This window comes from Pseudomonas sp. CBS (genome assembly GCF_024734645.1).
Classification (GTDB): Bacteria; Pseudomonadota; Gammaproteobacteria; order Pseudomonadales; family Pseudomonadaceae; genus Aquipseudomonas.
This window is the reverse complement of sequence record NZ_CP102929.1, coordinates 2,943,178-2,970,167: the sequence shown is the minus strand read 5'-3', so window position 1 is coordinate 2,970,167 and position 26,990 is coordinate 2,943,178. Positions and strand designations below refer to the sequence as shown.

Sequence of the window (26,990 nt, the reverse complement as noted above, 5' to 3'; positions counted from 1 at the left end):
GAGCCAACACGGCCGTTACCGCGTACGGAGACACTGCCCATGCGAATTTTATTGGTTGAAGACAACCGCGATATTCTGGCCAACCTGGCGGATTACCTGGGGCTGAAGGGCTACACCGTAGACTGTGCGCAGGACGGTTTGTCGGGCCTGCACCTGGCTGCCACCGAACATTACGACCTGATCGTGCTCGACATCATGCTGCCCGGCATTGACGGCTACACCTTGTGCAAACGCCTGCGGGAAGACGCGCGCCGCGACACGCCGGTGATCATGCTCACTGCGCGCGACCAACTGGATGACCGGCTGCAGGGCTTCAAGTCCGGCGCCGATGACTACCTGCTCAAGCCATTCGCCCTGTCGGAATTGGCCGCGCGCATCGAAGCGGTGCTGCGTCGTGCCCAGGGCGGCGGTCGCCGTGCACTGCAAGTCGGTGACCTGAATTACGACCTCGACACCCTGGAAGTCACCCGCGAAGGGCGCCTCCTCAAGCTCAACCCGGTGGGCCTGAAACTGCTGGCGGTGCTGATGCAAAAAAGCCCCCACGTGCTGCGCCGCGAGATTCTCGAAGAAGCCCTGTGGGGCGATGACTGCCCGGACAGCGACAGCTTGCGCAGCCACGTCCATCAACTGCGTCAGGTGATCGATAAACCCTTCGCCAAGCCGTTGCTGCAAACGGTGCACGGTGTGGGTTATCGCCTGGCCGAGGGTCGTGATGGAGTTTAAGCAAAGCCTTGCCCAACGGATCATCATCGCCTTCGCCTTGATGAGCGCGTTGGTGGCGGGGGCCTTCGCCATGGGCATCGTCGCCACGGTGCACCTGGTGGAAGAAAAACTCATTTCGGCAGGCCTGGGCGGTGACTTGCAACGCCTGTTGCTGATGGACAGCGTCGAGGACTGGAGCCACCGTCCCGAGCCAGACCAGTTGTTCTATTTCAGCGGCGGTCCCGGCGATTTCGAGCTGCCCAAGGATTTGCGCCATCTGGAGCCTGGTTTTCACGAGGTGTTTCGGGAGGCGCTGTCCTACCATGCCATGGTCGAGGTGGTCGACGGCCGCCGTTATGTCCTGTTGCAAGACCAGAGCGATTTCGAAGAGCGCGAGCGCGTGCTGTTTGCCGTGGTGCTGGTGGGGTTTGTGCTCAGCCTGGCGTTGGCGGTGTTCCTCGGCTGGGTACTGGCGCGCAAGGTAATGGCGCCGGTGGTACGCCTGGCTCGCCAGGTGCGGCACCGCGACCAGTTACTCGGCCTGGCGCCACCGCTGGCGCCGGATTACGCCGCGGATGAAGTTGGCGAATTGGCCGTGGCCTTTGACGCCACCCTGGGCCGTTTGCGCCAGGCATTGTCCCGGGAGCAGCTGTTTACCAGTGACGTGAGCCACGAATTGCGCACCCCGCTGATGGTGCTCGCCAGCTCCTGCGAGCTGTTGCTGGAGAACCCGGCGATTGATCAGCGCGGCCGCAAGCAGGTCGAGCGCATTGCGCGGGCCTGTGAAGAAATGCGCGAACTGGTACAGACCTTCCTGATGCTGGCCCGTGCCCAGCGCGAGGAGGCCGGCATGTCGCCCCAGGCCAACCTGGCCCAGGTGGCCGAGGACTTGCTGGGGATCTGGCGTGAGCCGATCGAGCGCAAAGGCCTTGAGCTGATCTATCAACCGGGCAATCCGCTGGATACCCGCTACAACGCGACCTTCCTGCACGCGGTCATGGGCAACCTGTTGCGTAATGCCCTGCACTACACGGAGCATGGCTTGATCCGCCTTACCCTGGAACCGAGCGGGTTTGTGGTGGAAGACACTGGCGTTGGCATTCCCGAGGACAAGCGCGAAGCGATGTTCGAACCGTTTGTGCGCGGCAGTGAAAAGCGTGGAGAAGGCCTTGGCCTGGGTTTGTCCTTGGTTCAGCGCATCTGCGAGAACCAGGGTTGGAGCGTCAGCCTCAGCACCATGGAGCCCAACGGCTGCCGCTTTCACGTCGAATTGAGTCAGGTCAAAGCCTGATGCCTGCGCTGCCGCTAAGCTGCGGCAGACTTCCTGATTTTCGCCGAAGATGGCATCATGCCACGACTTGTGTCTGCAAAGTTTTGTAATGTATACGATTCGACAGGACAAGTTTTTCACAACGTGTTGACCTGTTGATCACAGGATTCTTCTTAAGGTTGTAGGCATTAGTAACTGGAGACCCGGTGATGCCTACCCCAATCAAGCTCGAATTTTCCGAAAAGTACGACGATCAGCACGCGCAGAATTATTTGCTCAAACATCAGGACAATCTGGCTCGCCGGTTGTCCCACAAACGCGACGAGCAATTGGCCCGTGGTGCGTTGGCCATGGCCGGTGAGCCTGGCCTGGTGCTGGACCTGCCATGTGGTGCCGGGCGCTTCTGGCCACTGCTGGCCGAAAAGCCCAACCGTGTGATCATCGGCGCCGATAACTCAGCGTCGATGTTGAAGATCGCCACGGTCGCCCAACCGGCGGATGTGGTGAAACGGGTACGCCCCTTGCAGACGTCTGCCTTTGATATCGATTTGCCAGATAACGCGGTCGACAGTATTTTCTGCATGCGCTTGATGCACCACATCGGTGATCCTGAGCACAGGCTGGCAATACTGCGCGAATTTCAGCGCGTTACCCGTGACAGCGTGATTATCTCGTTGTGGGTGGACGGCAATTTCAAGGCCTGGAAACGCAAGCGTGCCGAAGTGCGCCGTCGCAACAAAGGTGAGCAGGAAGGTTACCAAAATCGGTTTGTGTTACCGGCTGCTACTGTTGAGGCAGAGTTTGAACAAGCCGGTTTCCGTGTTCAGGAATCTCTGGACTTCATACCGCTCTACGCCATGTGGCGAGTGTATGTATTGCGCAAGAGGTAACAGGATGGCTGTCGAGTGTTTACCAGGTAGTGAAGTAGCTCCCGAGGAGCGATTTGATTATTTCTGGCGCCAGCAGGGCGAGTGGGTCGAAGAGCCTAATCGTCGTCGCGGCGGTGAAAGTGGTGTGCAACGGGTGACGGGCACCCATGGTCGTTTGCTCTACAGCAAGCGCCAGACCGGTCATATCTATCGTAGTTGGCTCCATCCGTTTGGGCGCCCCACTGTGTTGCGTGAGCGTGACGCCCTGAAGGGCCTGCGTTTGCTGGATGTACGCGTGCCGGAGCTGGTGTTCTGCGAGGCCCGTCGCGATCCTGAGCACCAATGGAAGGCGTTGTTGGTGACGGCGTCGCTGGACGGTTTCGACGAGATCGAAAACTGGTACGCCGCGGGTGGTCGTGAGCAGTATGGCGAGTTGGTGCATGAGCGTTTGCTCAAGGAACTCGCGGGTACGTTGGCGCGGATGCACAAGGGGCGTTGGCAGCATGGTTGCCTGTATATCAAGCATATCTTTGTGCGGGTGACGGGTGAGGGTGACGCGGCGAAGGTTGAAGTGGCGCTGCTGGACTTCGAGAAGTGCCGCCAGCGTTTGACGGCTATGCGGGCGGCCCGGCATGACATGTTGCAGTTACGCCGCCATTCGTCGTGGAATGCTACGGACTGGCAGAAACTCAGCTACTTTTACGAGACGGCGTTTGGCAGCGCTATCAAAGGTTTAACGTAATGAAGCTAGAAATTGCACGAGGTTTGTTTCTGTTGGGGGCTTTGGGCATAGCTGCCCTGGCCCTGGCTGCCTGGGAGCAGCCCCGGACACAAGTTCTCAGTGCGGTGCAGGGTGTCGGGCAGCAATGCCCGATGCCGCGGATCGCCAAGGTCGGTGTCGCGGCCAAGCCTGATCATGAGTTGTTGTTGTTCATGTTTGGGATGTCCCAAGGGATGAGGCCACAGAGTTGAAGAGATTGAAGCCCAAATAAAAGGCCTCGCTAGTTCGAGGCCTTTTATTTGGGCTTGGTTTGGTTGATCGAGTACATATCCGTTGCTGCGGTAACGGCGGCTTATGGTTCCGCTCTTACAGCGGGTCACTTTTGGCAAACGCCCCAAAAGTAACCAAAAGGTCTTTGCCCCACCACTCGGTGCCTCGCCTAGGCTCGGCATGCCCGCACTCCGGCCCGGTTCCGCGGGCCGCCGCGACGGGCCATCCATGGCCCGGCGCGGCTAAATCGGCTTCCCTGCCGATTTACCCGCTCCACCGTGCCTGCTTGCGGCCATCGTGGTTAACGGGGCGCCTAAGATCAAAATCAAAATCAAAATCAAAAGCAGATCAAGATCAAAGGCACGCAGCCTCGCTGGCGCTCGACAGCTGCTACGGGCGCGGTGGCTCTGCTTTTTTCTGTGGGAGCGGGCTTGCTCGCGAAAAACCTGAGAGCGCCGCGTTGAATCAGGATGCCCACGTCATCGTTAACGACCTTCGCGAGCAAGCCCGCTCCCACATTTGGACTGTGCCCGCTTTAGCTTTTGATTTGGCTTTTGCTTCACCACACTCAAGCCGGCCGGTAGGCCGCTGTGCTTTTGCTTTTGATCTTGATTTTGATCTTAGGCGCCCCGTTAAACCACGCTGGCCGAACGCAGGCTTTGGAGCGTGGGTAACCCGGCAGGACGCCGGGTTAGCCGCGCTGGGCCAAGGATGGCCCATCGCGGCGGCCCACGGTCCAAAGCCGGAGTGAGGGCACTCCGAGCCTAGGCGAGGTGCCGAGTGGTGGGGCAAGAGCGTTTTGCTTACTTTTGCGCTGTTTGTACGGACCGGACACATGGTGGACACATGTGCGGGGACATGGTTGACACATTATGGTCCGTAATCAGGCTTATTCACGTCTATGGTCCGCAAAAAGTGATGGCAGAAGTAGACGTCAAATAGCCCCTCACTTTCAGGCTTTGGGCGTATCGCGATGTGCTGCCCAGCCAGGCCTTTGGCGATACTGAAATAACGTTTCTGAAAGCGGAATCGACTGTCATAAACCTTGGCCAATAGGTCGTCAGGTCCGTATTCAAACTCTGGCAGTTGCTGCGGATAAGCCCAGGGGCTGGCCCGATACCGGTCCATCGGCACCTTGTAGTCCAATGCTTGATGGGGGCGTTGCAGGTTATAAACCTCGCGCCATCGATCAAACGCTGTTTGAGCCTCCTTGATCGTGGAAAACTGGCGCCCATCAAGCACTTCGGCCTTGAGTGATCGATGGAAACGCTCAATCTTTCCATTGGTTTGCGGATGGTAAGGGCGGCTGAAACTGATCCGAATTCCTAAGCGAATCAACCAGATACTCAACTCAGTAATTTCTCCAGGGTTGCGGGGAGAGCCCCATGGCGGGCCGTTATCAACGTTGATGCGAGCCGAATACCTCGATCATCTTCTCCTTCACCGTAACCCCACGCGCGTTATCACACGCTTGAATAGCCAAATTGAATCGCGAGTGATCGTCCAGCAACGTCAGGGGGTGGCATCGGCCTTGTTGCGTCGGGAAATGCCCTTTGAAGTCCATCTGCCAAAGATCGTTAGGCGCATCGTGCTCAAACCTCAGCTTCGCCAATTGTTCCTTCTGCGCAGGCTTAATCATCCCGTGCCGATGCAGGACATTGGTGACGGTGCTGGGAGCAATCTGCTTTTTCAAAATGCTGCTGATCGTGCGCCCACCCCATGCGGGATGGTCTTGCCTGAGCGCTATGACCGCCGTTTCTAGAGCAGGGTCGGTCAGCTTGGGGCTGGTGATAGGTTTGCGGGACATCTCTTGCAGCCCCGACCGGCCTTGGGCCTCGTAGCGTTTGAGCCACTTATACGCCGTTTGGGGGCTGATCCCGAATCGTCGACACAGCTCTCGTTTATTACTGCCGGGTTGCCGGGCTAAGGCAACGAACTCTTCTTTCAGGCTCATGGCGTCTCTCGTGTCCCAGGGCATGATGGATTTCCGGCGAAGTTGGCTCGCCGAAAAGTGTCCACCATGTCCCCGTACATCCGTCAACCATGTGTCCGGTCCGTACACGCTGTTCAAAAGTGAGCCGCTGTAAGAGCGGAACCAATAGCAGCCATAACCGCAGCAACGGATATGCCCCCCATCAGCCCCCCAATCAAACCAGATGCAGATGGTTATCCCAAAGCCCCGCCGGCAACTCCAGCGGCTTGGCCACCAACGGCACCTGCCGACAATCATAAAACCGGCAACGCCCCTGCCCGGAAGTCACCACAAACCCGTCAGCCACCGCACCCACCCCGGCACAATCCGGCAACGGCCCGTCCAGCAGCAACTGCGCGCTGTCCATGTTCCAGATAAAGAACCGATTCCCCCGAGGCGCCGTCAACGCCACCAGCCGCAACTCACTGTGCACCGCAACGCTGGCCGTGTAATGCCCCATGGCCTGCAACTGCTCATCCGCCACCGGAAACGCCACAAACGGCTGCCCCGGTCGCTTGATCGCCAGCAACTCCGACCGCTCATGAGACGCCCCCATGAACTGCTGCCCCGCGAGGATCGTCCCGTCGCTGGCAATCCCCATATGCCGCACACTGTTCATCTGCTGGCTCAGGGTCTCCTTGCTCAACAGCGTCCCGTCGCGCTTCATCAGGACCAGGCTCGGCTCCATGGCATTCAGGTTCATCTCGACCCGGCTCTCTGCCTCGGTACGAATCCCGCCATTAGCCACCACCAGCGTCTCGCCATCAGGCATCCACGACACCTGATGCGGCCCAATCCCATGGGTAGAAATCTCCCCGGTGTGCACCAACCGCTCACCCTCGAACCGATACATCCCAAGCAAGCCGCGACCCGGATCGGACGTGTCGTTCTCCGTGGCATACAACCACTCGCCATCCTTGTGCACCACCGCATGCCCATAAAAGTGGCGATTGGCGTTGGACGTAATGGTCTGCAGCAGCGCCCCGTCACGCAAGTCGATCAGGTAGCTCTCGGTGCCCGGCCGGCGGGCGACAAACAGCGCAATCGGCAATGTCGGGTGGTTGATGATGTCGTGGCAACGTTGGCCAACCTGGGTCGCAAACACTTGCTTGCCGTCCAGGTGGAAGCCGACGGCGTAGTGCTTGCCATCACCGTCGTCGCGCGCTGAGAGCAGCAGCGGGCTTTTGCCCTTCTGCTTGAACAGCGTCCAGCCACCCAGGGTAATTGCGCTGAGCAGCACGCTGCCGAGGGCCAAAGCCTGTCGCCTGAGCATCATCAGTCACCGTCGTTGGCGTTAAAGCCCAGTTGGATGCCCAGCGCCTTGGCCAGTTCGCCTTCGTGCAGGCGGTGGACCACGTTGAGGCTGTCGTAGATGTCGTTGAGTTGCTGGCGCCCGGCATCGTCGCCCAGCAGTTCGTTCAGCGAGCGCTGATTGCTGGCGAACAGTTTCAGGGACGCGGCATACGCGGCGTCGATCTTGTCAGCCAACGGCTTTTGATCGGCAGGCAGCAGGCCGCGCAAGCCTTTGTTGTCGACGCCGACCCATACGGTCTGGGCGGCAGCCAGGCTGGCCTCCAGGCTTTGCAGGGACGACTGGCTGCGCCACGCATCGGCTTGGAACGGCTGCGGGATGCCCTTGGTCTGGCGGCCCATCGGGGTGCCGAGTTTTTTCTTCAGGGTGTCCAGTGCAGTCACTTGTACCCGCAGCAGGTCAGCAATGGCTTCGTGGGAATCGGCGTAGCGCTGGTTAGGAAACTTGGTCATCTGCGCCAGCATGCCGTCGGTGCTGTTCCAGCTCGAGAGGATTTCTTCGGCGAGCAGTTTCTGGCGTTCGCCGATGGCTACCAGCAACGGGCAGTAACGGGCTTTTTGCGTCTCGTCCGCGAGGTCGGTCTTGGCGTCGTAGAGGATGTATTCGTAGGCCGACAGGCCCTGCACCACCACGCTGGATTTGGCCAGTGCGGCGGCATCGATCTGCGGCTGGGCAGTCACCAGTTGCTCGACCTGACGGCCCACCAGGTTTTTCTTGTCCGGCCAGAACTGCACCTGCCACGAGCGGTTGCCCTCGGCCAGGGGGCCGATCAGCAGCGGTTGCAGCTCGGCCCAGGCTTTTTGTGCGTGCAGGAAGTCGGCACGGGCGGTCTCCAGGCTTTCCTTGCCCTGGCAGTAGGCCAGGGCGCTGACGGCCAATTGACGGTCGGCTTCAACCCAGCGGCTGTAGGTCGGCAGGATCACTTGCTTGGCAATGGCCGCCGAGGTCACCGCTTGCGGGTCCTGGGGCGAGCACGCACCGAGGGCGAGGGCGGCCAGGCTGGTGAACAACAACTTGGGACGGAACATGTCGAGCTCCCTTCTGTAATTAGGACAAAGCTTATAAAGAATTCAGGAATGCCAGCAACGCTGCGCGCTGTTCGGCATTAAAAGACAACACATGCTGCTGCGCCGCCTGGGCTTCACCGCCGTGCCACAGCACGGCCTCCATCAGGTTGCGGGCGCGGCCGTCATGCAAAAACTGGGTGTGGCCACTGACGGCTTGCGTCAGGCCAATGCCCCACAACGGCGGGGTGCGCCAGTCGCGGCCACTGGCCTTGAATTCGGTACGGTTGTCGGCCAGGCCGTCGCCCATGTCGTGCAGCAGCAAGTCGCTGTAGGGGCGAATCACCTGGTTGGCCAATTCTGGTTCGGCGGCTGTTGGCGCCGTGGTGAATTGCGGGGTGTGACAGCCCTGGCAGCCAGCCTGGTAGAACAGGTTTTTCCCGGCCAGCACCTGCGGCGCGTTGACGTCGCGGCGGGCGGGGACGGCCAGGTTGCGGGTGTAGAACAGCACCAGGCGCAGAATGTTGTCGCTGACCTCTGGCTCGCCGTCCGGGCCATTGCCGTTGGGCGCCTGTTTGCAGGCGACTTGTGCATCGGTGCAGTCATCGAACGGTCTCAGGGACGTGGTGAGGCCCATATCACCAGAGAACGCGTGAACATTTTGTTGATTGAGGTTCGGTTGCCCGGCTTTCCAGCCAAATCGACCCAGCACGGTCTTGTGCTGCGCGTCGTCCCAGACCCAGTTCGCGCGTCCGACGATGGCTTCCTTGTCGGCGGTTTTCGGGTCGGTATTGCGCAGGATGTCGGCGTCGGGGATGGCTTCCAGCAGCCCCAGGCCGATCATCGGCGGGGCGACCCGGGCCGAGAAGCGCGTGTCGGGGTGCATCGGGCCATAACCCAGCTGGGTGATTTGCAGCGCCGGCTTGCGCAACTCGACGACGGTACCGTCCTTGAAGCTGACGTTGACCGGTGTGTAGTCGACCCGCACCTTGCCTTCCGGGGCGACGCCGGGCACGGCCATGTCCTGCAATTGCCCACCGTAGACCGGCTCGGGGACGACACCCAGTTGCTCGATGACCTTCGCATAGGGGGGCGCATCGGGGATCGACAGGCGCACCAGCATCGATACTGCGTTGGCTGCATCGGGCAGCGGCGGATGACCACGGCCATCCTTGATATGGCAGTTCTGGCAGGCGTTGGTGTTGAACAGCGGCCCCAGCCCATCGCGGGCAGTGGTGGTAGACGGGGCTATCACCCAGGGGCTGCGGAAGAAACTGTTGCCCACGCTGAAGTCCAGGCGTCGGGTCGGGGAGAGGTTGGCCGAGGGCAGCGAGAAGGCGTTCTGGTCGGTTTTTCTCACCGTTGTCGCGCCACCCGCGCGCGCTTCGCCCGGCTCCGCTTTGGTGAATCGCGGGGCGTCATCGCAGGCACTCAGGCTCAAGACCATCAACAGCGCAGACAGGCGAAGGGGCGAACGGGGCATCAGGTTTCCTGAACGGAGGCTGAAAACAAGGCCGCAAAGTCTAACAGGGCAGGGCGGATTGAATAAGAGCAATTATCGTTTGGTGGTATCCGATTCATTCCCGCTAGAATGACCGCACATTTTTCTCTGGAGGTGGCCAATGCAGGCTCTCGACGCTTTGCTCAACCGTGTTTCCGTGCCGCGACTGCTGGACCCGGCACCGACCCAGGAGCAGCGCGACCTGCTGTTCGCCGCAGCCATGCGCGCCCCCGACCACGGCCAGCTGCGGCCTTGGCGCTTCCTGACAGTGGAAGGTGCGGCACGTGAGCGCATGGGCACGCTGCTGGCCGAAGCCGCCCGCCTGCAAGACGCCGAGGCGCCCCAGGCCGTGATCGACAAGGCGCAGAACGGCCCGCTGCGTGCGCCGTTGGTGGTGGTAGTGATTGCCCGCCTGCAAGAACATTTCAAAGTGCCAAAATCCGAGCAGCGGCTGGCGGCGGCCTGTGCGGCCCATGGGATTCTGCTGGCGGCTTACGCCCAGGGGATCGGCGCGGTGTGGCGCACCGGTGAGTTGTCGTACTCGGCCCATGTCGCCAAAGGCCTCGGGCTGAAGGCGGATGAGGAAGTGATTGGCTTCCTTTACTTGGGCACCCCACAAAACCCGCCGCGTACGGCCCCGAAAGAAGACCTGGCGCCGTTTGTGGCAGCCTGGACGGGTCAATAAAGCACCGCAACTCTAATGAGGGCGGGCTTGTGTGGGAGCGGGCTTGCTCGCGAATGCGGTATGTCAGTCAATACATGTACCGACTGATCCACCGCATTCGCGAGCAAGCCCGCTCCCACATTGGGTCCTCACTGGATTCAAGCTCGGGTCAAACCCGAAACTGATCCATCAGCTTCATCTGCTGGCTGGCCAAGGCATTGAGCTGGCTGCTGATGGCTGCCGATTCGGTGGCTTGGCCGGTGAGGGTTTCGGTCACCGTGCGGATCGCCGAGACGTTGCGGTTGACCTCTTCGGCCACCGCACTCTGCTGCTCGGCAGCGCTGGCGATTTGCAGGTTCATGTCGCTGATCACCGTCACTGCATCGCTGATCTTGCCCAGAGCCTGCACCGCCTGATGAATCTGCCCGGCATTGTTTTGCGCCTGGCTCTGGCTCGAATGCATGGTTGCCACCACCCCACGGGTGCCGGTCTGGATGCGTTCGATCACCAGGCGAATCTCCTCCACCGAATCCTGGGTGCGCTTGGCCAGGTTGCGCACCTCGTCGGCCACCACCGCAAAACCTCGCCCGCTTTCCCCGGCCCGTGCTGCTTCAATTGCGGCGTTCAGGGCCAGCAGGTTGGTCTGTTCGGCGATGCTGCGGATCACTTCCAGTACCGAACCGATCTGTTCGCTGTTCACCGCCAGGGCTTCGACTTCGGTCACGGCCTTGCTGACTTCTTCGGCCAGGGTGGTGATGTCGCGGGTGCTGCGTTCAATAATCTGCATGCCTTCACGGGCTGACTGGTCGGCACCGCGAGCGGCGTTGGCGGCGTTGGAGGCGCTGTTCGCCACGTCGTGGGCGGTGGCGCTCATTTCATTCGAGGCGGTGGCCACCTGGTCGATTTCCCGGAACTGCACCTGCATGCCTTCGCTGGTCTGGCGCGCAATTTCCGAGGATTGGTCGGCGGTGCCACGGGCTTCGGTGATGCTTTGCTTGATCTGCGCGATGGTCGGCTGCAGCTTGTCGAGGAAGCGGTTGAACCAGTTCACCAGTTCCCCCAGTTCATCCTTTTTCGTGTAGGCCAGGCGCTGGGTGAGGTCACCGTCGCCGCTGGCGATTTCCTTGAGCATGGCCGCCACGCTGTTGATCGGCCGGGTCACGCCGGTGGCAGCCAGCCAGATCAGCAACAGGCCCAGCAGGCCAGCCGATGCGCCTACCAGCAACGCCTTGAAAGTGTCGCTGGCCTGGGCGTTGTCGAGCACGGCCTGGAGTTTGTGGGCGTCTGCCAACAGCACCTGTTTGGGCAGCTTGATTACGATGCCCCAGGATTTGGCGTCGGCAATCGGCTTGACCGGGTACACCGCGCGGATTGTGTTGTCTTCCTCGCGAATCTTGCGGGTATCGCTGGCCAACAGCTGCACGATTTCCTTGCCTTCGGCGCCCAGGGTGTCGATCAGGTTTTTGCCGACTTTAGCGGGTTCACCGCTGTAGCCGGCGATCAACCCGGTGCTGGAGATAATCTCCAGGTGCCCTGCGCCGTCGAACAGCTCTTTCTGCACCGCGTCGGTCGCGGCTTGCAGGGTGTTGAGGGCGAGGTCGACACCCACCACGCCAATCACTTTGCCCTCTACCAGCAGGGGCAGGGAGATGGTGGTCATCAACACCGGTTTGCCGGCGACGGTGTCTTCATACGGGTCCAGCAGGCAGGTGTTTTTGGTGTCCCGCGGGCAGGTGTACCAAATGTTGTAGGGGGTGCCGTTGAGGTTGAGGGTGGTCTTGGTCAAGTCGTCCTCGACCATCACCGTGTTCAGGCCTTCGCCACCGGCGCGGCTCCAGTAGCTGGAAAAGCGGCCTTTTTCGTTGGACACACGGGCGGCGTCGTTGACGAATTCGCTGTCTTTGCCGTCCAGCGCGTTGGGCTCGAACGACAGCCAGATGCCGAGCACCTTGCTGTTGCGGTCGAAGGCGGTTTTCAGGCTGTGGTTGAGCTCTTCACGCAAGGCGGCGGCGTCCAGCGAGCGCTTGCCGGCCAGGTTGCGCAGGTCTTTGACTTGGTCGGCGAGGGCTGTGACCACCAACAGGCTTTCACCGAAGGTTTTTTGCAGTTGCACCGCTTGTTCGGCGGCTTTGGCTTGCAGCAGGTTTTGCACGCTGTCGGTGAGCATTCGCGAGCTTGAATCGCTGATCAGTTCATCGTTCTGATTGGTCTGGTACAGGTTCATGCTGACCACCAATGCGATCACCCCCAGCAGGCAGAGCCCCGACAGCAGCACGATTTTCAAACGAATGGAGAGGGTGTCGAACATAGGTTTACCCGCGAATAGACTTATTGGTATGCACGCAGCATTGCCAAGTCCATTCGGCGCTATGCCCGGAACATCGGCTTGGGCCGGTAGTTCATGAGCGGGAGCCGATGAGCGGTAGTGGGGGTGTCAGGTGGGTTGCGGGAGACGTTCCGGTCGCGACCAGATCCACAGGTTGCCCAAGCTCATTCCAGCGATGGCCAGGTAGATCGGCCAGCCGTGGTCGAGCATTACCAGCATCAGGCCGGCGCACAGCAGCATGCTCACAGTGGCGCTGACTTTGGCCCGGCGGGCGATGATCTTGCCGTTGCGCCAATTGAACAGGATCGGTCCGAACAGGCGGTGGTTTTCCAACCAGGCGCTTAGTCGCGGGGAGCTTTTAGTGGCGGCCCAGGCGGCCAGCAGGATGAATTCGGTGGTGGGTAAGCCCGGAACCACAATCGCAATCAAACCGATGCCCAGGCTGACGTAGGCCAGCAGGCCGAACAGGACACGGGCGATTTTGGATGAGGATTGGGTTTTGCCGGTCATGGGTGCGGTTTGCATGGATGGATTTACGAAGGATTCAAAGTGAAACCGGATCAAAATGTGGGAGCGGCGGTGCGACGATTCGACTTGCTCGCGAATGCGGTGGATCAGTCGGTACATGTATTGACTGACACACCGTATTCGCGAGCAAGCCCGCTCCCACATTTGATTGCATTCCAATCAGGGAATCAGGCCAGTTCAGGGGCGCTAGCGTACGCCTGTTCCAGCAACACGGTGAAGCGCACGAACGCATCAATCGCGCCTTTCTCCACTTCGGCTTCTTCTTCAGCGGTGAATTCCAGTGCGTCGAGGGTGCGGGTGAAGCGCTTCCAGCCTTCAGCGCGCCCCCCGCCGGCTCGCCCAGGTGACGGGCGCCGAAGGTTTCGCTCAAGCCCAGGCCCACGGCACGCTTGATCAGGAACGCGGCGCCCAGCTTGGAGCCTTCAGACACGAACAGCCAGCCCAGGGCTTCAGCCTTGCTCGGGTTTTTCACCGCGCCGGCCACCGGTGCCGGTACTTCGGTGTCCAGGTCGCCCAGGTCCAGCTTGGCCGCTTCGGCACGGCAGCGTTCGGCCAGGTCGGGGACGATCTTGATCAGTTCTGCATCGTTGTACAGCGCCACCAGCTCCGACTGGAACAGGTACTGCGCGACCACGAAGCGGGCGAAGTTGGCCTGGGTTTCAAACGGTGCATGGGCCTTTACCAGCGCGTCGAGCTTGGTGTGCGGTTCGTTGGTGATCTGGTTCAGGCGTTGAGAGCGCAGGCTTGGGCGTTCAGCAGTAGGAGAAGCGGTCATGAAGATGTCCTTGAGAAGAGGATGCGTCTGGTTGCCAGGCTGTTATGAACTAGACGAACCAGAAGACGCGTCACAGTAAAAAATCCTCACCCCGCGCAAGAAGAAATTCCGGCGGGGCGAGGCTCCCTTGATCAGATGTCCCAGATCAGGTTGATCGCAAAGTTGCGGCCCGGTTGGGTCAGGCGGTCCAGGTTGGCCGGGCCGGTCACACCGGCTTCGCCGACGCTGTCGTAGCTGCGAACGTCGTCCCAGTCCCAGTATTTCTTGTCGGTCAGGTTGTACAGGCCACCGTTGATGGTCACGTCGTTGGTGACCTTGTAGAAGCCGGTCAGGTCCACGATGCCGAAGCCCGGGGTCTTGAACGGGCCGTTGGCGCTGTTGCCGTCGGGGGCGAAGAAGGTGGTGCTGTCGACGCGATTCTGTTTCTTGACCAGGGTCCAGCTGACCAGGGCACCGTAGTTCTGCTGGTCGTAACCCAGGCCAAATACGCCCTTGAGCGGGTTGACGCTGTTCAGCGGTTCGCCGTTGTCGTCGTTGCGCCCGTAGGTGTAGGCAATCGAGCCTTTGGTGTACAGGCCCTGCGGCGCGCCAAACGCATCGAGGTTCAAGCGGCCCTTGGCTTCCACGCCTTTGATGGTGGCGTGTTTGATGTTGTTGGCTTCGAACTGCTGAACCGTGCCACCAGCGACCGAGGCATCTTCGTTGATGAAATCACGGTACTTGTTGTAGTACACCGCCACGTCAAACGAGCCTGAGTCGAAGTTGCCGCGAATTCCGGTTTCGACACCCCGGCTGCTTTCCGGCTTGAGGTCCGGGTTGGGTTCGACGGTGTAGCCCTGTTGCAGGTTTTCAAAGCGGCCATACAAGGCCTTGGCCGACGGCGTGCGATAGCCTTCGGCGTATTGGCCGAACCAGGTGTATTGCTCGGTCAGTGCGTAAGTCACGCCGAATTTTGGCGTTACACGGTGCCAGTTCTTTTCCGAATTGCTGTGGTCGTAGATGCGTGTCGGGTCAACGGTGTTGAGGAATTCCTGAGTCAGCTTGGGTTTGAGCTGGATGTAGTCGTAACGCACGCTGGGCAGGAAGGTCCACTTGTCCCAGGCAATCTGGTCCTGGGCAAACAGCGCGTAGGAGTTGATGGTCGGATCCGGGAAGTCGCTGGCCTTTTTCACGCTGTCGGCGGCCGACGGGCTTGGTGCGCCGATGGCGGTGCAGCCGCTGCCAACCGCCAGGCAGGTCGCGGAGCCTTCACGGGAACCCGTGACTTTCTGCTGTTTGAGGGTGGTGCCGTAGGTCACTACGTGATCGGTTTCGCCGATGCTGAAAGCCTTGTCCAGTTGCGCGTCGAATACCCACTGTTTCTCTTCGTACAGGGTGTCGCGGGTGCGCAGCACCTTGCGCGATGGCTGGTAGATCTCTGCGGTGGCCTGGTCGGTCTTGGCGATCTGGTAGTTGAGGCTGGTCTTGATGTGATCGGCAATCGGCGAGTCAAGGGCGAAGGTGTTTTCTATGCCGAAACGCTCACGGGTGATGGTGTCGTTACCCGTACGGCCACGGTAGAAGTTAAAGCCCTGGCCACCGACGAACGGGCCACCCACCGCGTTTTTCAGGTTGGTGTCGCGATCATCCTTGAACTTCTCGTAGGTCAGGCCCAGGCGATTCTCTTCACCATAATTCCAGCCGAGCTTGGCCAGGATGTTAGTGGTGCGCGCATCCTCCGGGTTGGCGCCGGTGCGGGCCAGGCCGGTGGCGTTATTGCCATCGTAGGACTCCATTTCGTGGCCGTTGCGCTGGCTCAGGTGCAGCAAGCCGTCGAAGTCCTGTACGCGACCGGCGACGGTGCCGGAGGTCAGCCAGCTTTCGTCGGCGGAGCTGTAGCCGGTCTTCAGGCGCGCGCCGAAATCCTGGCCGGGCTTGATGATGTCGTCGGGGTCGAGGGTGAAATAGCTCACGGCGCCGCCGATGGCGCTGCTGCCGTACAACGCCGAGGCCGGGCCGCGGAGGATTTCCACGCGCTTGACGATTTCCGGGTCGACGTAGTTGCGGCGAGTCTTGGCGTAGGGGCCGTTGAAGAAGTTGTCGGGGACTTCGACGCCGTCCACCTGGGTCAGGATGCGGTCGCCGTCGATGCCGCGAATGTTGTAGCCGGCGTTCCCGGAGCGGGTACCGGCACCCCCCACCGACACGCCTGGCTCGTAGCGCACCAGTTCGCGGATGGTGTTGACGTTCTGGCGGTCCAGTTCTTCGCGGTCATGCACGGTCACGGTGCTGGGCACGCTGTCTACGGCCTGTTCCTGGCGGGTGGCGCTGATGGTCATTTGTTGCAGGGTGATAGCGCTGCCGGCGGCGCGTTTTTCCAGCACGATGTTGTTGTTACTCAGTTTGCGATAGCCGAGGTTGGTCCCCACCAACAGCCGGTCCAGGGCTTTATCTGCCGGCAACGAGCCGCGCACGCCAGGGGACGACACACCCTGGCCCAGCTCGGCGGGCAGGCCGACTTGCCAGCCGGTCACTGCGGTGAAGGCATTCAGCGCCGAGACCAGGGATTGCTGCTCGATGCTGAAGCTGTAATTGCCCTGGCTGCGGGTAGCAGGCTCGGCAGCGGTGGCGGCCATGACGGGCGCACCGGCCAACAGGATTGCGGCCGTCAGCAGGGACAAGCCGTGGCGGCGAACGGGCGAAGAGGACCGGCGGTTGAAACGAGACGACATCGAGAGCGCTCCGTAAGGTACGAATCTTATAGTTGCGACACTGAATCAAATAGGAATCAGTTGCATTGGCTATAACGAGACGAACCTGCGCAGGCTATCGAGTAAAAATAATTCTCATTTAGTTCAGGATCACCAGCGCCGGGTATTCCGAGAGCTTGGCGGAAGTGATGTGGGCCAGGGAGCGCACGACGTCGAGAGGCTGGTCGAGACGGTAATTGCCGGTGACCGCCACGCTGGCGAGCTTGTCGTTGTTGTTGACGATCCAGCCCGGGTAGTAGCGCCGCAATTCGGCCAGCACTTCGCTCATCGGGCAGTTTTCGAAGATCAACCGACCGTCGACCCAGGCCAGGTCCTTGGTGGTGTCCAGCTTGGCGGGTTGGCTGAAGCCCTTGGGGCCGATGCGGATACTTTCACCGGCGCTCAGGCGTACCCGGGCATCGTCAAAGGTGTTGCTCAGGTCGACGTCGCCGCGTTGTACCTGAACCTGGGCTTCACCGTTCAAGTAGCGCACCGCGAAGGACGTATCGCGCACGCTGGCGCGCACCGGGCCGGCGTCGATCTCCAGGGGCAGGCCACGGCTGGGCAGCACTTCGAAAAATGCCTCGCCCTGATACAGGCGCGCGATGCGCTGATGGTCCTTGATGCTGCTGGAGAAGGCGGAATTGGTGTTCAGCAAGACTTTTGAGCCGTCGTCCAATTGAAGGCGCTGGCGCTCGCCCACCACCGTCAAGTGGTCGGCCTGCAGGCGCATCGGCAGGTTGCTGAAGCTGAACAGGCCCAACAACAACACGGCGGCGGTGGCCAGGGGTTTCCAGTGAGGTTTGATACGGCGCCAGGCGCTGGGCTTGCGCGGCGCATTCAGGGCGACGGCAGCGCTGTGCACCGGCGCGCCGCCCCAGGCGGCCTGGGCCTTGATGAAGGCTTCGGCGTTTGACGGGTCGCTGGCGAGCCAGGCTTCAAACTCCGCCTGCTGCCCGGGTTGCGGGCACTGCAAGGCGATCAGCCAGTCGAGGGCTTGGTCCATAGCCGTGTCTTGCAACACCTCATGAGCCAGCTCATGGGGGCGCAGTTTATTCGGATCCGTCACGGTGTTCCTCGGGTCTTCGCCACGTTTTAATCAATAGTCCTACAGACTGTGCCGACAAAGCTTAAGGGCGATCCAGTCTTTCGGCCACACCTATGCAGATGGCCATGATCAATTTCAGTTCCTTTTGCACGGTGCTCAGGGACACGTCGAGTTTGTCGGCGATCTCCTGATAGCTGCAACCGTGCAGGCGGCTGAGGATAAAGATCTGCTGCTGGCGGGCGCTCAACTGGCCGAGGCTGACACTCAGGTGCTCGAGCAATTGCTCGGCCTGTGTCGCGTCTTCGGGAGTGCTGACGGGGGAGGCGACGCTTTGCAGGACGTCCAGCGGGACATCTTCCTGCAGGGTGCGCGCCTGAATCCTGCGGGCGCGCAGATGATCCAGCGCCAGGTTGCGCGCCGTCTGGTAGACGAAGGGTTCTAGGTGATCGATCGGCCGTTCGCTCAAGGCCCGGGTCACGCGCAGGTAGGTTTCCTGCAGCAGGTCCTCGGCGGTGCTGTGGTTATTCACCATCCGCTGCAAGGTGCGCAGCAGAATCACCCGCTGGGTGAGGAAGACTTGGTTGAAGCGAGATTGGCTCACAGTGATACCAGACCGATTTGCAGCGAATGATAATGCTTATCATCAACGCAAATGGCAAGTGGCACTTTGGATTACTGTAGGAGCGAGCTTGCTCGAGAAGGGCGTCAACGATAACGCTGACATCCTGAATAAACGCGGTGGTTTTGCGTTTTTCGCGAGCAAGCTCGCTCCTACAGGCCGAGCATTACTCGGCGTTGCACAGCGCCAGGCAGTTATCCAGCATGCGGTTCGAGAAGCCCCACTCGTTGTCATACCAGGCCAGCACTTTCAGCAGCTTGCCGCTGACCTTGGTGTGATTGGCGTCGAAGATCGACGACAGCGGGTTATGGTTGAAGTCACTGGAAACCAGCGGCAGGGTGTTGTAGCCGAGGATTTTCGAGTGCTGGCTGGCTTCTTTAAGCAGTGCGTTGACCTGCTCGGCACTGGCTTCTTTTTTCAGCTGCACGGTGAGGTCCACCAGCGACACGTTGATCACCGGTACCCGCACGGCCATGCCGGTCAGCTTGCCTGCCAGTTCCGGCAGCACCAGGCCCACGGCTTCGGCGGCGCCGGTTTTGCTCGGAATCATGTTCTGGGTGGCCGAACGCGCGCGGTATGGGTCGGTGTGGTAGACGTCGGTCAGGTTCTGGTCGTTGGTGTAGGCATGGATGGTGGTCATCAAGCCGCTTTCGATGCCCAGTTCACGGTGCAGCACCTGGGCCACCGGGGCCAGGCAGTTGGTGGTGCAGGAAGCGTTGGAGATGATCTGGTGGGACTGACGCAAAATGTCATGGTTCACGCCATACACCACCGTGGCGTCGGCGCCCTTGGCCGGGGCCGAGATGATTACCTTGCGCGCGCCGGCGGTAATATGGGCGGCGGCTTTGTCGCGGTCGGTGAACAGGCCGGTGCACTCGAACACCACGTCCACCTTGTGGGCAGCCCACGGCAGGTCGGCCGGGTTGCGAATGGCACTCACGGCAATCCGGTCACCGTTCACGGTCAGGCTTTCCTGATCGTGAGCGACCTCTGCGTCGAAAGTACCGTGGACGGTGTCGTATTTAAGCAGGTGGGCATTGATCGAGCTGTCGCCGAGATCGTTGATGGCGACGATCTGCAAATCCTGGCGGTAGCCTTGGGTATAAAGTGCGCGCAGGACATTTCGGCCAATACGGCCAAAACCATTGATAGCGATACGTAGAGTCATTGGAAGGTGCCTGTCGTCGATTTGTTGTAAGAATTACAAGATTATTCGCATAAAAATAGAAAACAAGCCTTTTTAGTGGCAATATTTTGTTCAATCTACAACGAGTGACCTGAATCAACTGGTCCGATTGGTCAAGCAACACCCTGCCAACCTCTTCGCGGCGGGCGTTTGACCAGCATAGACTCTCAGGTCGCCACATCCGTTAGCCTGGAGTTCTATACATGCATCCCCGCGTACTTGAGGTCACCGAACGGCTTATCGCCCGCAGCCGTGCAACCCGTGAGGCATACCTTGCGCTCATTCGCGGCGCTGCCAGCGACGGGCCGATGCGCGGCAAGCTGCAATGCGCCAACTTTGCCCACGGCGTGGCCGGGTGCGGCACCGAAGACAAAAACAGCCTGCGCATGATGAACGCCGCCAACGTGGCAATTGTTTCGTCATATAACGACATGCTGTCGGCCCACCAGCCGTACGAACATTTCCCCGAGCAAATCAAAACCGCCCTGCGTGAAGTCGGCTCCGTGGGCCAGTTCGCCGGCGGCACCCCCGCCATGTGCGACGGCGTGACCCAGGGCGAGCCGGGCATGGAGCTCAGCCTGCTGAGCCGCGAAGTGATTGCGATGTCCACGGCGGTAGCGCTGTCCCACAACATGTTTGACGCCGCGCTGATGCTCGGCATCTGCGACAAGATCGTCCCTGGCCTGATGATGGGCGCCCTGCGCTATGGCCACCTGCCGATGATCTTCGTGCCGGGCGGGCCGATGCCGTCGGGGATCTCCAACAAACAGAAAGCCGACGTGCGCCAGCGCTACGCCGAAGGCAAGGCCACCCGCGAAGAGCTGCTGGAATCGGAGATGAAGTCCTACCACAGCCCGGGCACCTGCACCTTTTACGGCACCGCCAACACCAACCAGTTGCTGATGGAAGTGATGGGTCTGCATCTGCCGGGCGCCTCGTTCGTCAACCCGTACACGCCGCTGCGTGACGCCCTGACCCGTGAAGCCGCGCACCAGGTCACGCGCCTGACCAAGGCCAACGGTAACTTCACGCCGATCGGCGAGATCGTCGACGAGAAATCCATCGTCAACTCCATCGTCGCCCTCAACGCCACCGGCGGTTCCACCAACCACACCCTGCACATGCCGGCCATCGCCATGTCGGCGGGCATCATTCTCACCTGGCAGGACATGGCCGACCTCTCCGAAGTCGTGCCGACCCTGTCTCACGTGTATCCAAACGGCAAGGCCGACATCAACCACTTCCAGGCGGCGGGCGGCATGTCGTTCCTGATCCGCGAACTGCTGGAAGCCGGCCTGCTCCACAACGACGTCAACACCGTGGCCGGTCACGGCCTGAGCCGCTACACCCAGGAACCGTTCCTGGTGGACGGCGAGCTGGTATGGCGTGAAGGCCCGATCGAAAGCCTCGACGAAACCATCCTGCGCCCTGTGGCCCGTGCATTTTCTCCGGAAGGCGGCTTGCGCGTAATGGAAGGCAACCTTGGCCGTGGGGTGATGAAAGTCTCCGCCGTGGCCCTTGAGCATCAAATCGTCGAAGCCCCGGCCGTGGTGTTCCAGGACCAGCAAGACCTGGCGGACGCCTTCAAGGCCGGCCAGTTGGAAAAAGACTTCGTCGCGGTAATGCGTTTCCAGGGCCCGCGCTCCAACGGCATGCCGGAATTGCACAAGATGACGCCGTTCCTCGGCGTGTTGCAGGATCGTGGCTTCAAAGTGGCGTTGGTAACAGACGGGCGTATGTCCGGCGCGTCGGGTAAGATTCCCGCCGCGATTCATGTCAACCCCGAAGCCCAGAGCGGCGGGCCACTGGCACGTGTGCGCGATGGCGATATTATTCGCGTGGATGGCGTCAAAGGCACCTTGGAGCTTAAGGTGGACGCCGAAGAATTTGCAGCGCGCGTGCCTGCCACGGGCCTTCTGGGCAATAACGTGGGGGCCGGTCGCGAGCTGTTTGCGTTTATGCGTTTGGCCGCAAGCTCCGCAGAGCAGGGCGCCAGCGCCTTTACCTCTGCCCTGGAGACACTTAAGTGAAGCTTGCGCTGGTCGGTGATATTGGGGGTACCAACGCCCGTTTTGCATTGTGGCGTGATCAGGAACTGCATTCGATCCGCGTCCACGCGACGGCGGATCATGCCAGCCCTGAAGAGGCGATCCAGGTCTATCTGAAGGAAGAAGGCCTGGCCATCGGCTCGATTGGTGCGGTGTGCCTGTCGGTCGCGGGGCCGGTGAGCGGAGATGAATTTAAATTCACCAACAATCACTGGCGCCTGAGCAAGACTAAGTTCTGCGAGACCTTGCAGGTGGACGAGCTGCTGCTGGTGAATGATTTCTCGGCCATGGCCCTGGGCATGACCCGCCTGAAACCGGACGAATTCCGTGTGGTGTGCGAAGGCACGCCGGAACCGTTGCGGCCTGCGGTGGTGATTGGCCCGGGCACCGGCCTGGGTGTAGGCACCTTGCTCGACCTCGGCCATGGCCGTTGGGCCGCGTTGCCGGGGGAGGGCGGCCATGTCGACCTGCCGGTGAGCAGCCCGCGGGAAGCCCAGCTGTGGCAGCACATCCACAACGAGATCGGCCATGTCAGCGCTGAAACCGCTTTGAGCGGTGGCGGTCTGCCGAGGTTGTACCGGGCGATCTGCGCGGTGGACGGCCATGAAGCCGTGCTGGAAACCCCCGAGGCCATCACTGCCGCTGGCCTGGCGGGCGACCCGATTGCCCTGGAAGTGCTGGACCAGTTCAGTATCTGGCTGGGCCGTGTTGCCGGTAACAACGTGCTGACCACCGGCGGTCGTGGAGGGGTTTATATCGTTGGCGGCGTGATCCCGCGCTTTGCCGATTTCTTTATCAAGAGTGGTTTTGCCAAGAGTTTTTGCGACAAAGGCTGCATGAGCGACTACTTCAAAGGCATTCCGGTGTGGCTGGTGACGGCACCGTATTCAGGGTTGACAGGTGCTGGTGTGGCGCTTGAGCAGGCATTTGCGTAGGCAGTGATGGCCTCTTCGCGAGCAAGCCCGCTCCCACATTCAATCCCATTCCAACTGGATGAATGAGGTCGAATGTGGGAGCGGGCTTGCTCGCGAAGGCGGCCTCAAGGGCAACAAATGACTTAAGCTTGGCCATAACAACAAGGAGGGGCCCCGTGAGCGTAATCAGTAAATCCATTCTCCTGGTCGACGACGACCAGGAAATCCGCGAGTTGCTGCAAACTTACCTCAGCCGCGCCGGTTTTCAGGTGCGTGGCGTGCCGGATGGCGCGGGGTTCCGCCAGGCGATGAACGAAGCGCCGTGCGACCTGGTGATCCTTGATGTGATGCTGCCGGACGAAGATGGCTTCAGCCTCTGCCGCTGGATCCGCCAGCACCCGCGCCAGGCGCAGGTGCCGATCATCATGCTCACCGCCAGTTCCGACGAAGCCGACCGCGTGATCGGCCTGGAACTGGGCGCCGACGATTACATCGGCAAACCCTTCAGTCCCCGCGAGTTGCAGGCGCGAATCAAGGCGCTGTTGCGGCGCTGCCAGTTTGGCCAGGAGCGCAGCGGCGGCGAGGTGCTGGTGTTTGGCGAGTGGCGCCTGGACATGGTCAGCCACCGGCTGTTCCACGTCGACGGCGAGGAAGTGATTCTCTCCGGTGCCGATTTCGCGTTATTGAAATTGTTCCTCGATCATCCCCAGCAAATCCTCGACCGCGACACCATTGGCAACGCCACCCGTGGCCGCGACCTGATGCCCCTGGACCGGATTGTCGACATGGCCGTCAGCCGCTTGCGCCAACGCCTGCGCGATACCGAAAAACCACCCCGGCTGATCCGTACCGTGCGCGGCAGTGGCTATCAATTGGCAGCCAGCGTGGTTGCCGGCAATGCCCACTGAACGCCTGCGTGAACTGCGCCGGCGGATCCCGGTACCGCGTTCGCTGCTGGGGCGGATGTTACTGCTGACCCTGTTGGCGGTGCTGTTTGCCCAGGCGTTATCCAGCGTGATCTGGGTGTCACAACTGCGCGCCACCCAGCTCGAAGGCCTGGTGACCGCTGCCCGCAGCCTGGCGCATTCGATGACCGCCAGTGTCAGTTATTTCCGTTCCTTGCCGGTGGCCTTTCGGCCGCTGGTGCTCGATCAGTTGCGTAGCATGGGCGGCACACGTTTTGTCGTGACCCTCAACGACAAGCCCCTGGACATGGCCGTGTTGCCGGAAACCCCGCGCAAGCACGCGGTGCTCGGTGCTGTCGAAGAAGTGTTGCGCCAGACCCTGGGCAGCGACGTGCATGTCTCGGTGGAATTCGTCAGCGCCGAAGACCTGCGCATCTTCAATGCCGGTTTGAAACTCGATGAATTGCCGCGCTCCTGGGCGCATTACGCGTTGACCCTGGAGCCGGTGAATCCGCCGGTGTTGGTGACCCAGATCCAACTGGCCCAGGGCGAATGGCTCTACATCGCCTCCTTGCTGCCCGAACCCTACACCAGCCTCGAAGAGCAAGGCCTGCCGTACCAGCAGGTGTGGTTTATCGTGCTCACCAGCGGCTTTCTGCTGCTGTTCATCGGCCTGTTGGTGCACTGGCAAAGCCGTCCGCTCAAGCGCCTGGCAAGGGCGGCGCGGGACATGTCCCTGGGCGCCGACGTGGAGCCGGTGGCCGAAGGCGGCGGCAGCGAAGTGGTGGAAGTGGGCCGCGCGTTTAATGCCATGCGCGAACGCATCAGCCGTTACCTGACCGAACGCAGCCAACTGTTCAGCGCCATTTCCCACGACCTGCGCACACCCATCACGCGCCTGCGGTTGCGGGTGGAATTGCTGGAAGACGAGAACCTGCAAACCAAGTTCGGCCGCGACCTGGATGAACTGGAGTTGCTGGTCAAAGGCGCGCTGCAGTGTGTGAAAGACACCGACATTCACGAAAACATCGAACCGGTGGACCTCAATCACGTACTCGACTGCCTGGTGGAACCGTACCTGGCACCCAACGGCAATGGCCGCGTGACCCAAACTGGCCGGGCACTCACGACTTACCCGGGCAAGCCGCTGGCGCTCAAGCGCTGCATCGGCAACCTGATCGACAACGCGTTGAAGTACGGACAGAACGCCCATTTGCATATTGAAGACGATGGCGCGGAGTTCATCCTCCACGTCGACGACGAAGGCCCGGGCGTGCCGGAACAGCGCCTGGAGCAGGTCTTCGAGCCGCACTTCCGCCTGGCCGGGCAGCAACAGGGTTACGGCCTGGGCCTGGGCATCGCTCGCAATATCGCCCACAGCCATGGCGGTGAAGTGAGTTTGCAGAATCTACGGGAGGGCGGCTTGCGGGTGACCTTGCAACTGCCTCGTGGCCTGGATTGAACGCCACCCATACCGCAGTTGATTGAGTACTTGTGGCGAGGGAGCTTGCTCCCGTTGGACTGCGCAGCAGTCCCCTCTTTTGGGGCCGCTTCGCGCCCCAACGGGAGCAAGCTCCCTCGCCACATTAGTAGTCCGGCGTTATAACTGTGGTTATACGCTCTGGCGCAACCGGGCCAGATCCCGCAATGGTGGCGCACCAAACAACCGGCTGTATTCGCGGCTGAACTGCGAGGCGCTTTCATAGCCCACCCGATACCCCGCCGCCGAGGCTTCCAGCCCCTCGGCGATCATCAACCGACGAGCCTCCTGCAAGCGCAACTGTTTTTGGTACTGCAACGGGCTCATGGCGGTCATCGCCTTGAAGCGGTGGTGCAAGGTCGAAACGCTGAGGTTTACCTCCTTGGCCAGGTCATCAATACGCAGGGGTTGTTCGTAGTTGCCGTTCAACCAGGTGATCGCCTGGCTCACCCGATGGCTCTGACTGTTGGCGACGGCGATTTCATACAGCCGATATCCCTGCGGGCCACGCAACAAACGATAAAGAATTTCCCGGTTGATCAACGGCGCCAGCATCGCGATGTCTTTCGGCGTGTCCAGCAATCGGGTCAGGCGCAGCACGGCGTCCAGTAGCTGGTTGTCCAGGCGGTCGACATACATCCCTCGGGAGGTCGGGCGCGGGGGCACGCCCATCGGTCCGGCTTCGGCAATCAGTGCGGTGATGTGTGCCGGATCGATATTCACTCGAATCGACAGGTTGGGGTCTTCCGGCGTGGCATCCAGGATGCGCCCGGCCACCGGCATCGCTACCGAAAACACCAGGTAATTGAGCGGGTCGTAGGCGAAGACTTCATCCGCCAGGCGCACTTCCTTGCTGCCCTGGGCCAGGATGCACAGCGCGGGTTCTACCAGCACAGGCGTGAATTCCCGTGGGGTGTTATGGCGGTTGAGGTACAGCGACGTGATCGCCGTGCCGTAGGAACCGTCCTCCCAAGTGTGCCGACGTACGATGCCGGCGAGTTCTGCGCGCTGCTTTTCCATGTCGGCGTCGAGGGGCGTGGAGCGAAGGTCGGGCGACGGCATGGGACATCCTCTGGTGCTTTTGACGATGGGCACAGCTTAAAGGCGGCTTTGCAAAAAGCGGTACTTCGATTCTGCACAATCCTTGCCTGATCCTGCGATAAATCGTGAATCAGGCAAGCAGAGGGCTGTCATGCCCCTGAAATACGGCAGTCATGCCGGGAATAAAACCCGCAGGCCGATTGCTATCTCTACGCTTCTCGCAGGATTGTGCAATAAGCCGGCAGGAATTGACTAACCGCATCCACACCCGCGCCCGTATCTTTGATCCTGTGGCAACACGCCCTCACAGTGCTTGCCGAGCATCACTTCTCAACGGGAGAGTCGAACATGTCCACCCCCATTCCCGCGAGCCATATGGCCTTTATCCGTGCCCGTACCGGGTACAGCACCGAACTGGGTGCACGCTTGAGCAGTTTGATCGAACCGGGCCGCCAGGCTCAGGGTTGCCTGCAATTCTCGTTGCAGCACTCCCTGGCCGACCCGGATGTGTGGTTGGTGTCGGGCTTCTGGAGCAGCGAGCAGGCAATGAGTGCCTACTTCAGCTCACCGGCGCTGATGGTGTTCACCGAGCTGTTGAACGACATGGTGGTTCGCAGCATGGACTTCCAGACCTTCACTGACGCCTCGGCGGCCAACGCCTACGGCGAGTACCTGCAACTGGCGGGTTAGTGCTTTAGAATGGCCGCCTTTCCCATTGGCCAGGACCTGCAACATGGCACGTAAAGAGTTTGCCCACCACGAAGCCGTTTCCGCCTTGGTGCGTGAAGAAGAGGGTGGCTATAGCGCCGCCATCGCCGTCAAGGCGCTGGATGGCATGGGCGCACCGCGCTTTCACAAGATCCTCGATGGACAGAAATTCAAGACCGCTGATGACGCTGATGATGCCGCCGCTCTGCAACTGGAGCGCTTGGTCAATGTAGATGAAGACGGTCAGCTTTCCTGGGCAACTTCCGCCAACTAAAACACCGCTGATCCAAATGTGGGAGCGGGCTTGTGTGGGAGCGGGCTTGCTCGCGAATGCGGTGAATCAGTTGGCCTATGCATTGACTGACACGCCCCCTTCGCGAGCAAGCCCGCTCCCACAT

Annotated in this window: 22 protein-coding genes and 3 pseudogenes; 12 read left to right on the top strand and 13 right to left on the bottom strand. The window is 60.8% G+C overall.

What is annotated here, in order from left to right:
• The first annotated feature begins 39 nt into the window (after positions 1-39).
• The 5 genes from colR to NVB75_RS13445 all read left to right on the top strand — a co-directional run bounded on the left by colR (position 40) and on the right by NVB75_RS13445 (position 3,813).
• Positions 40-723 (top strand): two-component system response regulator ColR, encoded by a 684-nt coding sequence (gene colR / locus NVB75_RS13465; protein ID WP_003208587.1) that lies wholly within the window; start codon positions 40-42, stop codon positions 721-723.
• Complete coding sequence (locus NVB75_RS13460) at positions 713-1,993, top strand: HAMP domain-containing sensor histidine kinase (protein ID WP_102369809.1); 1,281 nt, start codon at positions 713-715, stop codon at positions 1,991-1,993. The genes colR and NVB75_RS13460 overlap by 11 nt, the downstream gene beginning before the upstream one ends.
• A gap of 188 nt (positions 1,994-2,181) precedes the next feature.
• Positions 2,182-2,862: a class I SAM-dependent methyltransferase gene (locus NVB75_RS13455; RefSeq protein WP_008433602.1), complete on the top strand. Its 681-nt coding sequence runs from the start codon at positions 2,182-2,184 to the stop codon at positions 2,860-2,862.
• 4 nt (positions 2,863-2,866) lie between these two features.
• A complete protein-coding gene (locus tag NVB75_RS13450; RefSeq protein ID WP_134327248.1) occupies positions 2,867-3,583 on the top strand; it encodes a lipopolysaccharide kinase InaA family protein in 717 nt (238 codons plus the stop codon).
• Positions 3,583-3,813 (top strand): hypothetical protein, encoded by a 231-nt coding sequence (locus NVB75_RS13445; protein WP_008433604.1) that lies wholly within the window; start codon positions 3,583-3,585, stop codon positions 3,811-3,813. Before NVB75_RS13450 ends, NVB75_RS13445 begins: the two co-directional genes overlap by 1 nt.
• Before the next feature lie 889 nt (positions 3,814-4,702).
• Here the strand turns inward: NVB75_RS13445 and NVB75_RS13440 are convergent.
• From NVB75_RS13440 to NVB75_RS13425, 4 genes and pseudogenes are all read right to left on the bottom strand, one after another.
• A pseudogene (locus NVB75_RS13440) lies at positions 4,703-5,810 on the bottom strand (IS481 family transposase).
• Positions 5,811-5,979: 169 nt separating this feature from the next.
• A complete protein-coding gene (locus tag NVB75_RS13435; protein ID WP_258348604.1) occupies positions 5,980-7,077 on the bottom strand; it encodes a DUF1513 domain-containing protein in 1,098 nt (365 codons plus the stop codon).
• 2 nt (positions 7,078-7,079) lie between these two features.
• Entirely contained in the window at positions 7,080-8,144 is a 1,065-nt protein-coding gene (locus tag NVB75_RS13430) for an imelysin family protein (protein WP_076017468.1), read from the bottom strand.
• 31 nt (positions 8,145-8,175) lie between these two features.
• Positions 8,176-9,603, bottom strand: a complete 1,428-nt coding sequence (locus tag NVB75_RS13425) for a di-heme oxidoredictase family protein (protein ID WP_258347542.1) — start codon at positions 9,601-9,603, stop codon at positions 8,176-8,178.
• Between the two features lie 139 nt (positions 9,604-9,742).
• Here NVB75_RS13425 and NVB75_RS13420 point away from each other — a divergent pair, with 139 nt between their 5' ends.
• Positions 9,743-10,306, top strand: coding sequence for an NAD(P)H nitroreductase (locus NVB75_RS13420; RefSeq protein WP_258347541.1), 564 nt, complete (start codon positions 9,743-9,745; stop codon positions 10,304-10,306).
• A gap of 148 nt (positions 10,307-10,454) precedes the next feature.
• Here NVB75_RS13420 and NVB75_RS33395 read toward each other — a convergent pair whose 3' ends face one another.
• From NVB75_RS33395 to gap, 8 genes and pseudogenes are all read right to left on the bottom strand, one after another.
• On the bottom strand, positions 10,455-11,210 hold the full coding sequence (locus tag NVB75_RS33395) for a methyl-accepting chemotaxis protein (RefSeq protein ID WP_371916670.1): 756 nt from the start codon (positions 11,208-11,210) through the stop codon (positions 10,455-10,457).
• Positions 11,211-11,312: 102 nt separating this feature from the next.
• A pseudogene (locus tag NVB75_RS33390) lies at positions 11,313-12,452 on the bottom strand (HAMP domain-containing protein); the annotation flags it as partial.
• A gap of 267 nt (positions 12,453-12,719) precedes the next feature.
• Positions 12,720-13,121, bottom strand: coding sequence for a YbaN family protein (locus NVB75_RS13410; protein WP_258348602.1), 402 nt, complete (start codon positions 13,119-13,121; stop codon positions 12,720-12,722).
• A gap of 185 nt (positions 13,122-13,306) precedes the next feature.
• Positions 13,307-13,914 (bottom strand): annotated as a pseudogene (locus NVB75_RS13405) (biliverdin-producing heme oxygenase).
• Positions 13,915-14,045: 131 nt separating this feature from the next.
• Positions 14,046-16,625, bottom strand: a complete 2,580-nt coding sequence (locus tag NVB75_RS13400; protein WP_258347539.1) for a TonB-dependent receptor — start codon at positions 16,623-16,625, stop codon at positions 14,046-14,048.
• Positions 16,626-16,743: 118 nt separating this feature from the next.
• Positions 16,744-17,712: a FecR domain-containing protein gene (locus NVB75_RS13395; RefSeq protein WP_258347537.1), complete on the bottom strand. Its 969-nt coding sequence runs from the start codon at positions 17,710-17,712 to the stop codon at positions 16,744-16,746.
• A 61-nt stretch (positions 17,713-17,773) separates the two neighbouring features.
• Positions 17,774-18,292, bottom strand: coding sequence for an RNA polymerase sigma factor (locus NVB75_RS13390; protein ID WP_003214115.1), 519 nt, complete (start codon positions 18,290-18,292; stop codon positions 17,774-17,776).
• A gap of 184 nt (positions 18,293-18,476) precedes the next feature.
• On the bottom strand, positions 18,477-19,478 hold the full coding sequence (gap, locus tag NVB75_RS13385) for a type I glyceraldehyde-3-phosphate dehydrogenase (protein ID WP_003214117.1): 1,002 nt from the start codon (positions 19,476-19,478) through the stop codon (positions 18,477-18,479).
• Positions 19,479-19,699: 221 nt separating this feature from the next.
• Between gap and edd the strand changes: the two genes are divergently transcribed.
• The 4 genes from edd (at position 19,700) to NVB75_RS13365 (ending at position 24,825) form a co-directional block, all read left to right on the top strand.
• Positions 19,700-21,526 carry a phosphogluconate dehydratase gene (gene edd, locus NVB75_RS13380; RefSeq protein WP_167664441.1) on the top strand — a complete coding sequence of 609 codons (1,827 nt, stop codon included), beginning with the start codon at positions 19,700-19,702 and terminating at the stop codon, positions 21,524-21,526.
• On the top strand, positions 21,523-22,479 hold the full coding sequence (locus NVB75_RS13375) for a glucokinase (RefSeq protein ID WP_258347534.1): 957 nt from the start codon (positions 21,523-21,525) through the stop codon (positions 22,477-22,479). Before edd ends, NVB75_RS13375 begins: the two co-directional genes overlap by 4 nt.
• 155 nt (positions 22,480-22,634) lie before the next feature.
• Positions 22,635-23,366, top strand: a complete 732-nt coding sequence (locus NVB75_RS13370) for a response regulator (protein ID WP_003214124.1) — start codon at positions 22,635-22,637, stop codon at positions 23,364-23,366.
• The gene (locus tag NVB75_RS13365) at positions 23,356-24,825 is read left to right on the top strand and encodes an ATP-binding protein (protein ID WP_258347532.1); all 1,470 of its coding nucleotides are present in this window, start codon (positions 23,356-23,358) and stop codon (positions 24,823-24,825) included. The genes NVB75_RS13370 and NVB75_RS13365 overlap by 11 nt, the downstream gene beginning before the upstream one ends.
• Before the next feature lie 150 nt (positions 24,826-24,975).
• Here NVB75_RS13365 and NVB75_RS13360 read toward each other — a convergent pair whose 3' ends face one another.
• The gene (locus NVB75_RS13360) at positions 24,976-25,905 is read right to left on the bottom strand and encodes an AraC family transcriptional regulator (RefSeq protein WP_076017457.1); all 930 of its coding nucleotides are present in this window, start codon (positions 25,903-25,905) and stop codon (positions 24,976-24,978) included.
• Between the two features lie 327 nt (positions 25,906-26,232).
• Between NVB75_RS13360 and NVB75_RS13355 the strand changes: the two genes are divergently transcribed.
• Positions 26,233-26,574: an antibiotic biosynthesis monooxygenase family protein gene (locus NVB75_RS13355; protein WP_003214130.1), complete on the top strand. Its 342-nt coding sequence runs from the start codon at positions 26,233-26,235 to the stop codon at positions 26,572-26,574.
• A gap of 43 nt (positions 26,575-26,617) precedes the next feature.
• A complete protein-coding gene (locus NVB75_RS13350) occupies positions 26,618-26,866 on the top strand; it encodes a hypothetical protein (RefSeq protein WP_063027568.1) in 249 nt (82 codons plus the stop codon).
• Positions 26,867-26,990: the final 124 nt, after the last annotated feature.

Excerpts from the sequence above, each read along its gene's own strand:
- colR (WP_003208587.1), top strand. The coding sequence starts at position 40 with ATGCGAATTTTATTGGTTGAAGACAACCGCGATATTCTGGCCAACCTG.
- NVB75_RS13460 (WP_102369809.1), top strand. The coding sequence starts at position 713 with ATGGAGTTTAAGCAAAGCCTTGCCCAACGGATCATCATCGCCTTCGCC.
- NVB75_RS13455 (WP_008433602.1), top strand. The coding sequence starts at position 2,182 with ATGCCTACCCCAATCAAGCTCGAATTTTCCGAAAAGTACGACGATCAG.
- NVB75_RS13450 (WP_134327248.1), top strand. The coding sequence starts at position 2,867 with ATGGCTGTCGAGTGTTTACCAGGTAGTGAAGTAGCTCCCGAGGAGCGA.
- NVB75_RS13445 (WP_008433604.1), top strand. The coding sequence starts at position 3,583 with ATGAAGCTAGAAATTGCACGAGGTTTGTTTCTGTTGGGGGCTTTGGGC.
- NVB75_RS13435 (WP_258348604.1), bottom strand. The coding sequence starts at position 7,077 with ATGCTCAGGCGACAGGCTTTGGCCCTCGGCAGCGTGCTGCTCAGCGCA.
- NVB75_RS13430 (WP_076017468.1), bottom strand. The coding sequence starts at position 8,144 with ATGTTCCGTCCCAAGTTGTTGTTCACCAGCCTGGCCGCCCTCGCCCTC.
- NVB75_RS13425 (WP_258347542.1), bottom strand. The coding sequence starts at position 9,603 with ATGCCCCGTTCGCCCCTTCGCCTGTCTGCGCTGTTGATGGTCTTGAGC.
- NVB75_RS13420 (WP_258347541.1), top strand. The coding sequence starts at position 9,743 with ATGCAGGCTCTCGACGCTTTGCTCAACCGTGTTTCCGTGCCGCGACTG.
- NVB75_RS33395 (WP_371916670.1), bottom strand. The coding sequence starts at position 11,210 with ATGCAGGTGCAGTTCCGGGAAATCGACCAGGTGGCCACCGCCTCGAAT.
- NVB75_RS13410 (WP_258348602.1), bottom strand. The coding sequence starts at position 13,121 with ATGACCGGCAAAACCCAATCCTCATCCAAAATCGCCCGTGTCCTGTTC.
- NVB75_RS13400 (WP_258347539.1), bottom strand. The coding sequence starts at position 16,625 with ATGTCGTCTCGTTTCAACCGCCGGTCCTCTTCGCCCGTTCGCCGCCAC.
- gap (WP_003214117.1), bottom strand. The coding sequence starts at position 19,478 with ATGACTCTACGTATCGCTATCAATGGTTTTGGCCGTATTGGCCGAAAT.
- edd (WP_167664441.1), top strand. The coding sequence starts at position 19,700 with ATGCATCCCCGCGTACTTGAGGTCACCGAACGGCTTATCGCCCGCAGC.
- NVB75_RS13365 (WP_258347532.1), top strand. The coding sequence starts at position 23,356 with ATGCCCACTGAACGCCTGCGTGAACTGCGCCGGCGGATCCCGGTACCG.
- NVB75_RS13360 (WP_076017457.1), bottom strand. The coding sequence starts at position 25,905 with ATGCCGTCGCCCGACCTTCGCTCCACGCCCCTCGACGCCGACATGGAA.
- NVB75_RS13355 (WP_003214130.1), top strand. The coding sequence starts at position 26,233 with ATGTCCACCCCCATTCCCGCGAGCCATATGGCCTTTATCCGTGCCCGT.
- NVB75_RS13350 (WP_063027568.1), top strand. The coding sequence starts at position 26,618 with ATGGCACGTAAAGAGTTTGCCCACCACGAAGCCGTTTCCGCCTTGGTG.